At 48.7% G+C, this 10,155-nt stretch carries 9 protein-coding genes and 1 tRNA gene; 2 read left to right on the top strand and 8 right to left on the bottom strand.

Going from position 1 to position 10,155, the window contains the following annotated elements; all coding sequences use genetic code 11:
* The 4 genes from ACTHS3_RS08425 to ACTHS3_RS08410 form a co-directional block, all read right to left on the bottom strand.
* The coding region (locus ACTHS3_RS08425; RefSeq protein ID WP_440367668.1) for a DHA2 family efflux MFS transporter permease subunit at window positions 1-1,348 on the bottom strand (1,348 nt) is incomplete at its 3' end.
* A gap of 101 nt (window positions 1,349-1,449) precedes the next feature.
* Complete coding sequence (locus tag ACTHS3_RS08420) at window positions 1,450-2,640, bottom strand: HlyD family secretion protein (RefSeq protein WP_070625011.1); 1,191 nt, start codon at window positions 2,638-2,640, stop codon at window positions 1,450-1,452.
* A gap of 225 nt (window positions 2,641-2,865) precedes the next feature.
* A complete protein-coding gene (locus tag ACTHS3_RS08415; protein ID WP_070625009.1) occupies window positions 2,866-4,272 on the bottom strand; it encodes an efflux transporter outer membrane subunit in 1,407 nt (468 codons plus the stop codon).
* Between the two features lie 49 nt (window positions 4,273-4,321).
* Window positions 4,322-4,816: a MarR family transcriptional regulator gene (locus ACTHS3_RS08410; protein ID WP_004521040.1), complete on the bottom strand. Its 495-nt coding sequence runs from the start codon at window positions 4,814-4,816 to the stop codon at window positions 4,322-4,324.
* 296 nt (window positions 4,817-5,112) lie between these two features.
* On the opposite strand from ACTHS3_RS08410, the gene ACTHS3_RS08405 reads away from it, so the two are divergent.
* On the top strand, window positions 5,113-5,994 hold the full coding sequence (locus ACTHS3_RS08405) for a prephenate dehydrogenase (protein ID WP_070625007.1): 882 nt from the start codon (window positions 5,113-5,115) through the stop codon (window positions 5,992-5,994).
* A 112-nt stretch (window positions 5,995-6,106) separates the two neighbouring features.
* Here the strand turns inward: ACTHS3_RS08405 and hisD are convergent, their stop codons facing one another.
* The 4 genes from hisD to ACTHS3_RS08385 all read right to left on the bottom strand — a co-directional run bounded on the left by hisD (window position 6,107) and on the right by ACTHS3_RS08385 (window position 9,648).
* The gene (gene hisD / locus ACTHS3_RS08400) at window positions 6,107-7,399 is read right to left on the bottom strand and encodes a histidinol dehydrogenase (protein WP_070625005.1); all 1,293 of its coding nucleotides are present in this window, start codon (window positions 7,397-7,399) and stop codon (window positions 6,107-6,109) included.
* A gap of 71 nt (window positions 7,400-7,470) precedes the next feature.
* Window positions 7,471-8,196 carry an oxygen-insensitive NADPH nitroreductase gene (nfsA, locus tag ACTHS3_RS08395; RefSeq protein WP_070625003.1) on the bottom strand — a complete coding sequence of 242 codons (726 nt, stop codon included), beginning with the start codon at window positions 8,194-8,196 and terminating at the stop codon, window positions 7,471-7,473.
* A gap of 55 nt (window positions 8,197-8,251) precedes the next feature.
* Complete coding sequence (hisG, locus tag ACTHS3_RS08390; RefSeq protein ID WP_070459238.1) at window positions 8,252-8,905, bottom strand: ATP phosphoribosyltransferase; 654 nt, start codon at window positions 8,903-8,905, stop codon at window positions 8,252-8,254.
* 80 nt (window positions 8,906-8,985) lie between these two features.
* On the bottom strand, window positions 8,986-9,648 hold the full coding sequence (locus ACTHS3_RS08385) for an SCO family protein (RefSeq protein ID WP_049349096.1): 663 nt from the start codon (window positions 9,646-9,648) through the stop codon (window positions 8,986-8,988).
* A 283-nt stretch (window positions 9,649-9,931) separates the two neighbouring features.
* On the opposite strand from ACTHS3_RS08385, the gene ACTHS3_RS08380 reads away from it, so the two are divergent.
* A tRNA-Leu gene (locus tag ACTHS3_RS08380) sits at window positions 9,932-10,016 on the top strand.
* Window positions 10,017-10,155: the final 139 nt, after the last annotated feature.

Raw genomic sequence — 10,155 nt, 5'->3', positions numbered from 1 at the left:
CCATCATGCCTTGAATAGATTGGTTACTGATTGAAGACAATGAATTAATATGTTCGGTCAGCTGAGTATGGTGCAGAGCTTCGCGTCGTTCCCACATGGTGCTGACAACAGATACTCCGACACCGCCCATAAAGACACGCAAGAAGTTAGACAAGCTACTGGCCGAAGCAATTTGATTGCCTTTCATATGCGACAAGGTGATACTGGTCAGAGGCAGGAAGAACATGGCTACGCCTAAACCCTGCCAAAACTGCGGCCAAACGACGTTGCTCATATCCATACCGGCATAGAAATCGGTGCGCCAATGGAATGTGTAAGCAAACACCAAGAAGCTGGCACTGACAAACAGGCGCATATCGACGCGATTGCCAAACTTACCAATAATCGGCGATAAAATAATCGGCAAAAAACCCACCGGTGCAGCAGCCAAACCTGCCCAAGTAGCGGTATAGCCGAGATTTGATTGCAACACTAAAGGCAACAGGGTCAATGTGCCCATATAGACCATAAAGCCCAACGATGTGGCAACAACGCCTATCGTGAAGTTTCTATTTTTAAACAATGACAAATCAACAATCGGGTATTTCTCACCCAGTTCCCAAACAATAAAATATGTCAGGAACACCAAAGCGGTAATGCCCAAAACGATAATCTCTCCTGAGGCAAACCAGTCCAACTCTTTGCCTCTATCAAGCATCATTTGCAATGCACCGACACCGACAATCATCAACACCAGCCCAACGTAATCAATCGGCGCCCTAATAATTTCGGTTTCCCTGTGTCTAAGCTGTTTCCAAGCAATGGAGGCGGATAAAATCCCGATTGGGATATTGATAAAGAAAATCCATCCCCAATGCCAGTTGTCCGAAATCCAACCGCCCAAAATCGGCCCCAATACAGGGGCAACAACGACGGTCATTGCCCATAATGCCAGTGCCAATGTTCGTTTTTCAGGCGGATAAGAAGCCATCAACAGGCTTTGGGACAAGGGAATCAATGGCCCGGCAATGAAGCCTTGCAATACACGGAAAAAAACCAAGGCTTGAAGATTATGTGCCATACCGCACAGCCATGACGTTACGACAAACCCGATCACAGCGGCGATAAAGATTTTGACCTCTCCAAACCGCTTGGCCAAAAAACCTGTCAAGGGAACGGAAATGGCATTGGCTACGGCAAATGAGGTAATCACCCAAGTCCCCTGCGTGGTAGCCGCGCCTAAATCCCCTGCAATAACAGGCACGGCAACGTTGGCGATGGTGCTGTCCAAGACTTCCATAAATACGGCCAAGCTGAGCGCCAAAGTTGCCAACACCAGCTTAAACCCTTGTAACGGCGGATAATTCATATTTTTAAACTATAAGACAACCGCCAAAGCGGTCGATTGAAGAGAATCAATATTTCAGACGGCCTGAGCCTTCAATGAAAGACTCAGGCCGTCTGAAAAGATTATTTTGCGTATTGCTCGAAGATTTTATCGATCAAAGCATCGGCGGCTTTCCAATCCACACTTTCCGTTTCCGGCAAGGCAGTATTTCGTTCCGCTTCGGCAGTCATGGCTTTACCGCTGCCCTTCTCGGCAATATCGACTTTAACAGTCATCGACAAACCGACACGGAGCGGATTTTGTTGCAATTCTTTGGCATCCAAACTGATACGCACCGGTACACGTTGCACAACTTTAATCCAGTTGCCCGTTGCGTTTTGTGCCGGCAGTAATGAGAACGCACTGCCCGTACCGGCCGACAAGCCCATTACCTTGCCATGGTAAACCACTTTGCTGCCGTACAAATCGGCTGTCATTTCAACAGGCTGGCCGATTTTCATTTTGCGCAATTGCGACTCTTTAAAGTTGGCATCCACCCACAATTCAGACAGAGGCACAACAGCCATCATCGGCGTACCTTGCACGATACGTTGGCCGACTTGGACATTGCGTTTGGCAATTTGGCCGCCGATCGGCGAACGGATTTGCGTACGTTGTAGATTCAGCCAAGCGTCTTTAATGTGGCTGATGGCCGTCTGAACTGCCGGTTGTTGGCGCAGAGGAATATTACTGCCCAACGCTGCCTGAGCAGAAACTTCTTCTGCCTCAACCGCTTTCAATGCAGCCTGAGCCTGAACCACAGCAGCACGGGCATGGCTGAGCTCTTCTCCGGAAACTGCTTCCGTACCCGCCAAAGATTCGCGGCGGCGCAAATCGGCTTGCGCACGGGCCAAATCGGCTTTGCGCAACAACACTTGCGCTTTGGCTTTTGAATTGACCGCAGTTTGCTGTTTGTTTTGACGGATGGCCTGAATCAATTCATTTTGCGCACGATCGTATGCCAGCTGAAAATCGCTGTCGTCCAAAGCCACCAAAACATCGCCTTTTTTCACGACATCCGTATCGTCATATATGACTTTGCGCACCGTGCCGTTTACCTGCGGCGTAATCATCACCAAATGACCGGCCACATAAGCATCTTCCGTTTCTTCTTCATGCTGCCAAAACAGGAAATACGCCAAAGCAACTACGGCTGCCGTAATAAGGAATAGGAGTGTAACGATAACCAAATTGCGTTTGCGATGCGTTTTAGCGCCAGAAGCGGCTACTTCCGTTTCATTTTGGACATTATTTTTTTCTGATTGAGTATCCATAAGTCCCAACTTTAAATTCTGCACATGTGATAACGATATTATTGTCTTGTCGGGTAGCTGACTTATACCATCAGCCCCCAATACGCGCGTTTTACGCGCTAAAGGGTTATATTCTATAGTTACACTCTATTCATTACAATAATTTCTTCCGGTAGCAAATGTAAATAAGGTAAGCAAAAGGCCGTCTGAAATTAATTTCAGACGGCCTACGTTTTGATAAAACGTTTATTTCTTATTCAATTTAAAGCCTCCGCCCAACTGGGCATTGAGGTTACTCCAAGCTGTCAGATATTCTGCATGGTATTGAACCGCCGACATTTTTGTACGCACAGCCTCGTCTTGTTTTTGCAAGGCGGTCAAGCCGTTATCCAAGCCAGCACGAACACGTCCTTTCGCATTTTGCACAGATTTATCGGCGATATTAACCATCTTATTCCAAGTATCTTGTCGGCTTTTCAGGCTTTGATAGTCGACTACAGCGTCTGCCGCCGAACGCATGGCGTTCAAAACAGTTTGGTCATACACGGCAACCTGCTCGTTATATTGGGCACGTTTGCCCGCCAATTTGGACTGCAGCGCACCGGAAGTAAACAATGGCAGATTCAAAGCCGGAACGATGCCCAACATACCGGAAGTCCGTCCGCGAATCAGATTGAACGCATCAATGTGCGTCATACCTGCCAAAACTTTCAACTCGATATTTGGGTAAAACTCTGCCTCAGTCGATTTGACGATATGCCATTTCTCTTCAAGCAAGGCTTTTTGTGCCGCGATATCGGGACGGGCCGCCAACAAGTCCGCTTCAATACGGCTAACCGGCAATGACGGCACAGCCACCATTTTTTCCGGAACCTGTCCATTTAATGCACCCGGCACTCGGCCGGTCAATACAGCCAGACTGTTGCGGATTTTCTCATTTTTCTGAGTCCATGCCGATTTTTCAAGCTGTAATTGCTGTTGCGCCATTTCCAGAGCGTGCAAGGCATCGGCAGGAGCCAGCTGCGCTTTAACGCGTTGTTGCATCAGTTTCAATGCCTTATCCGCTAACTCTATGCGCGTATCTAGCAGCGCCAGTTGTTCTGTCGCCATCTGCCACGCAAAATATTGGGCGGCAACGGCATGAGCCAACTCAGTGCGGATATGATGCGCTTCATACACCGCAGCCCTGCTTTTTCCTAAAACAGCTTGAATCTGCTCTCGGTTTTTACCCCAAAAGTCGAAAACCAAACTGCCTTGTAAGGCTGCGTGCGCCAAAACCAATGTATGGTCGGTATCAACCATACCGGCTTGAGGTTTGGGTGAAACATAAGCACCCAGACCTGTAACGCCCAAACCGACTTGCGGTTTGTTTGCGGCTCCTACAACGCCCAGCTGCGCCTGAGCCTGCTCAAACCTTGCCTTGACGACACGCAGATTGGTAGACGTCTGAATGGCGGAAGCAATCAAATTGTTTAATTTTTTATCTTTCAGCTTCATCCACCAGCCGTCTTGGGCAGTAGCGGCAGATTGGCCTTGCGGCAGCGGATAGGCTGTTGTCTCATCCAAAGGCGACTGTTTGCCGAACGGCGCACATGCCGCCAACAGCGAAACAGCGGCAACGCATACGCTTGATTTGACCAAACCTAATTTCATACAGACTCCGTTTATGTGTGTCTGCCGCAGACCATCAGGCCGTCTGTTGTCAATTGCCCAAACGGTTCAACAGTTTACCCAACAGGTGTTGCAGCGTATCATAATCCTCTTTCGTGAAATCTTCCCACGCCTGGCCGCTCTGACGGGCAATTTGCGGCCATACTTCGTGGATGAAGGTCTCACCCGAAGGGGTCAATTTTAGCACAATCTGACGGCGGTCTTTTTGATTGATATAACGCTCTACCCAGCCGCGCTCAACCATGTCGTCCGACAGGCGTGTGGCACTGGTGCGCGTCAAGTCCATCAAGTCGCTCAAGCGCGAAGGCAGGATTTCGCTGTTTGGGCTGACGTAAACCGCCATCAGGGAAAACCACAGGTTTTCATTGATGCCGAACGCTTTCAGGTTTTCGTTCAAATGGCTGCTCAAACGTTCGGTTACGATGCGCAACATGCGGGATACTTGGTTTTGCTGCTCCGGAAACTGCGGCAGACGGGTAGAAAGCAAACGCATTGCGTTGACTAATTCGGTTTGTGAAAAACTCATAAATTCCTTCTTTCTGAGTGAATTATTTTATTCGATATCAATCAAAATAAAATATGATGTAATAATTTACTTTAAGATACCAATTACTTACTTTAAGACGTTATACTAATTCAGATGATTATTTTAGTGTATGAAAATCTGATAATCGGTTACATGCTCCTACTAAACGGAGTTTTCTATGCCTAAATCATGAAAATTCGACCATAAAAAAGGCCGTCTGAAACCTTGATGACAACTTTCAGACGACCTCCATAACGGATTAAAATAAGCTTTTCCACTTGTACCGGATTCAAACCATGAACACTTCCGCCTTTTTCCCCCACATTACCCTTATCGGCGTCGGTTTAATCGGCGGCTCGTTCATGCTCGACCTCAAACGCTTGGGACTGGTGCAAACCGTTACCGGCATCGACACCAATGCCGACAACCTCAATTACGCACTCGAATGCGGTATCATCGACCATGCCTATCCGAATATTTGCGCCGAAAGTATCGGCAATGCCGATTTGGTTTTGATTGCCACGCCTGTCTCCGTCCTGCCTGACGTATGCCGCGACATCAAGCCCTTCTTAAAAGATACAGCCTGCGTTTCCGATGTCGGCAGCACCAAACAATCGGCACTCAATGCCTTCCGCACCCACTTATCCGACCGCCTGCCGCAATGTTTTGCCTCCCACCCGATTGCCGGCTCGGATCAAAGCGGGGCAAAATCCGCGCGTTGCGGTTTGTTTCAAAACAGCCGCCTTATCATTACGCTACACGGCCAAGAAGCTTCAGACGGCCTAAGACGGCTGAAAAGCCTGTGGCAGGCGGTTGGTTCACAAATTTCCACCATGAGCGCCGAAGAACACGACAATATTTTTGCCGCCGTTTCCCACCTGCCGCACTTGGCCGCCTTTGCCTATGTTCATGCTTTGGTTGACCATCCGCACGGCAAAGACTATCTCCCCTATGCCGCCACCGGCTTTCGCGACTTTACCCGCATTGCTTCCAGCCATCCTGCCGTTTGGACAGACATCTGCATGGCCAACCGCCCTGCCCTGCTCAAACTGACCGGCGACTTGAAAGAACAATTATCCAAATTGGAACAACTCCTTTCAGAAGGCAACAAAACCGAGCTTTACCGCTATTTTGAAGAAGCCGCACAAATGCGTAATGACTGGCTGAAAAACCGTTAACCCTGTTTTCAGACGGCCTGATGCCTTATCGACCAAACCTTCATCACAATAAAAAGGGCATCTGTTTAGATGCCCTTTTTTTGATTTCTTACGACTTTAACCAACGTTTCACTCAGTCTTTCAAACGGAACTCAGCCGCTCTGGCGTGCGCGGTCAAGCTTTCGCCATGCGCCAACACGCTGGCGGTTTTGCCCAACTTCTGCGCGCCTTGTTCTGAAACCTGAATCAGACTGGAGCGTTTTTGGAAATCATATGTTCCCAAAGGAGAAGAGAAACGCGCCGTGCGGCTGGTCGGCAAAACGTGGTTGGGGCCAGCGCAATAGTCGCCAAGGCTTTCACTGGTATAGCGTCCCATGAAAATCGCACCGGCATGGCGGATTTTTTTCGCCCACTCTTGCGGATTTTCGACCGACAGTTCCAAGTGTTCGGGAGAAATATAGTTGGCGATTTCACAGGCTTCGTCCAAATCTTTAGCCAAAATCATTGCACCGCGGTTGCCCAATGAAGCTTCAATAATCGCACGGCGCGGCATGGTTTCAATCAGGCGGTTCATGGCCGTCTGAACTTCGTCCAAATACGCTTGAGAAGTACCGATCAAAATCGCTTGTGCAATTTCATCGTGTTCCGCCTGACTGAACAAATCCATGGCCACCCAATCGGCAGGCGTCGTACCATCGGCAATCACCAAAATTTCAGACGGCCCTGCCACCATATCAATACCGACCACGCCGAACACGCGTCGCTTGGCCGCAGCGACAAAAGCATTGCCAGGGCCGGTAATCTTATCGACTTGAGGCACCGATTCCGTACCATAAGCCAAAGCCGCAACCGCCTGCGCGCCTCCGACCGTAAATACTTTGGTCACACCGGCCACAAAAGCAGCCGCCAACACAATATCGTTGCGCTCGCCTTTCGGAGTGGGAACGACCATGATGATTTCTTTCACGCCAGCAACGTGGGCAGGCATGGCATTCATGATGACGGAACTCGGATAAGCGGCTTTACCGCCCGGAACATAAATACCGACACGGTCAAGCGGCGTAATCTGTTGGCCCAAAAGCGTGCCGTCTTCGTCTTCGTACGTCCACGACTCCATTTTTTGGTGTTTATGGTAGCTTTCCACCCGTCTCGCGGCCGTTTTCAAGGCTATCTGAATGTTTTCAGGCAAACGCTCAAACGCAGACTGCAAATCGTCTTGCGTCAGGATTAAATCGTCGATGGTTTGAGCGGATGTACCGTCAAAGCGGTTGGTGTATTCAATCAGCGCCGCATCGCCGCGTTTTTGAACATCGGCGCAGATGTCGGCAACAACACGGTCGATTTCAGGGTTTTGCGCGGTTTCAAAAGCGAGTAACGCTTTGAGTTCGGCTTGAAAATCAGGGGATTGGGTGTCGAGTTTCTTCATGGTTTGCTCTCTTCTTTGTTTTATTCCTATTGTTTTCAGACGGCCTCAGCCACGCACAGGCCGTCTGAACATTATCTTTTCAAAAAACCTTTTTTCTGCAAAAACGCCAACATATGCGGCCGCACAGGATTGCCCAAGGTTTTGGCCAGCGATTCTTTCCAAGGTATCGGCCTGCCCTTGCGTAACTCATAATAATCCGCTACTGCCTGATTATAGGTTTCGACCGCATCGGCATTCAGGCTCGGACAAGCGTTTTCGGCGTACACCATTTCCTTCGGCAGGCGCGGTTTGAACGGCGGGTCTTGGTCGGGATAACCGAGGCAGAGCCCCACCAAAGGCACGCAATAATCCGGCAGGTTCAATACGTCCGACACTTTTTGCGCATTATTGCGCAATGCGCCAATATACACGCCGCCCAGCCCAAGCGATTCGGCGGCAAGCAATACGTTTTGCGCAATAATACCTGCATCGACCGCGCCAATCAGGGTGACTTCCGCCCAATCAATTTGCGCATCGGGAAACATTGCCTTGTGTTTGGAAAAATCGATGCAAAACAATAAAAATTCCGCACAATGGACAATATAAGGTGCGCTTCCAGCCGCTTCATGTATCCCCTGTCTCAGCGCAAGGTCGGATACGCGGATGATGGAAACGCATTGCAGGTTGTTGGAAGTCGAAGCCTGCTGCCCGGCGCGCACCAGCGTATCGAGGATTTCATCGGCAATCGGTTCGGAAGTAAACCTGCGGATGGAGCGATGGGAAAGAATCGTATCGAGTGTCGATTTGCTTTGCATCATGACGGGGCTTTCAAACTGGGTTGACAAACAGGTTTGCAATGTCTATCCAAAATTTTCAGACGGCCTTAGCGGCATTTTCAAATGCCTGAATAATCGGATTCAACAGCTCATATTTGGTTTTCAAAGCAGCTTTGTTGACCACCAAGCGGCTGGAAATATCAGCCACATGTTCTACAGCTTCCAAACCATTGGCCTTCAACGTATTGCCACTGGAAACCAAATCGACAATCGCGTCGCTCAAACCGACCAAAGGCGCAAGCTCCATCGAGCCGTATAGTTTGATGATGTCCACATGCACACCTTTGCCGGCAAAATGTTCAGCGGCGATGTCGGGATATTTGGTGGCAATCCGCAAACGGCTGCCGGGTTTGGAAGCGGCGGCGTAATCAAAACCTTTTTTAACCGCAACCATCATGCGGCATGAGGCGATGTGCAAATCCAAAGGTTGATACAGGCCATCTCCGCCATGCTCGATCAGCACGTCCTTACCGGCAATACCGAAATCCGCCGCACCATATTGCACATAAGTCGGCACGTCGGTTGCACGTACAATTACCAAACGGATATTGTCATGATTCGTACCAATAATCAGCTTGCGCGATTTTTCCGGCTCTTCCGCAGGCACAATACCTGCAGCAGCCAACAGCGGCAGGGTTTCCTCAAAAATTCGCCCCTTGGATAAAGCAATCGTTAAAAGTGTGTCGGTCATTTTTCTTTTCCTTTGCCGTATCAAAAGCAAGAAGGCCGTCTGAAATCCACAACCCATTTCAGACGGCCCCAACTACGGTTTTACAATAAAGTTTTCACATCGGCTGCAATCGTTTCCGGCTCGCTGCCGTAAGGCGAGAAAATCGCCACTTCGCCGTTTTTATCAATCAAATATGCACCTGAAGAGTGGTCGACCAAATAGTTTTCGCTGTCTTCTTTTTGGTTGACTTTAGCCGATACCACACGGTATTGCTGTTTGATGACAGGCAGGCTTTGATCGCCGGTAGCCGTCAGGCCGATAAAATCAGGGTTGAACTGTTTGGCGTATTTGCCGATTACTTCAGGCGTATCGCGCTCAGGGTCGATGCTGACGAATACTACTTTCACGTCTTTAGCCTGGTCGCCCAATTGTTTCAAAGTATCGCTGTAGGTCAGCAACTCGGTCGGGCACACGTCAGGACAATGGGTATAACCGAAAGACAGGATAACCACTTTGCCTTTCAAATCGCTCAGGCTGAAAGGTTTGCCGTCGCCATCGGTCAACGTAAAATCGCCGCCAATGTCTTCTTTGCGCATATCGGTACCACGCGCTTGCGCTTTGGCAGTAGATTCACCGGAAGCGGCCGGTGCGGCAGAAGCGGCAGGCGCCGAAGAAGCCTCTTTGGCTTCCTCTTTAGGCTGACAAGCAGCCAGGGTGGCCAACGCAATAGCACTGAGTAAGAAAGTTCGTGTAACGGAAAGCATAAATTTTCTCCAAAACCGTTTCAAATAAATAAGGCCAAACAACCACCCGGCCAGTCTAAAAACAAAACATCTTCATATTAACGCGTTTAACACATTAAAAGTAGCCCTTTTTGTAGATAAATACCGTTTTTTTGTTTTAAAAACCTACCTTCCATTTGGACAGGCATTAAACTCAAAAAGTTTAATTCATTAAAAATCAAATAAATATAAAAATAATTCAATTTTTTTTCAAATACCGCTTTACAAGATTCGAGAACTCGCTATAATGACGACTTCTTCGCTAGCCCAGGTGGCGAAATTGGTAGACGCAGGGGACTCAAAATCCCCCGCCGCAAGGTGTGTCGGTTCGAGTCCGACCCTGGGCACCAAATTTAAAAAAACCTCTTGATTGAATCAAGAGGTTTTTTGCTATTCGTCATTTACAAAAAACCTTCTCCTTACTCAAACTGTCAACAATCCATCCACACCAAGATCAATAAAACTGTTTTTTTATTTCTTTAAAATCAA

It is taken from the genome of Neisseria sp. P0009.S007 (assembly GCF_051962515.1).
Note: the sequence above shows the minus strand (reverse complement) of the source record. Positions and strands in the feature narration are given on the sequence as shown.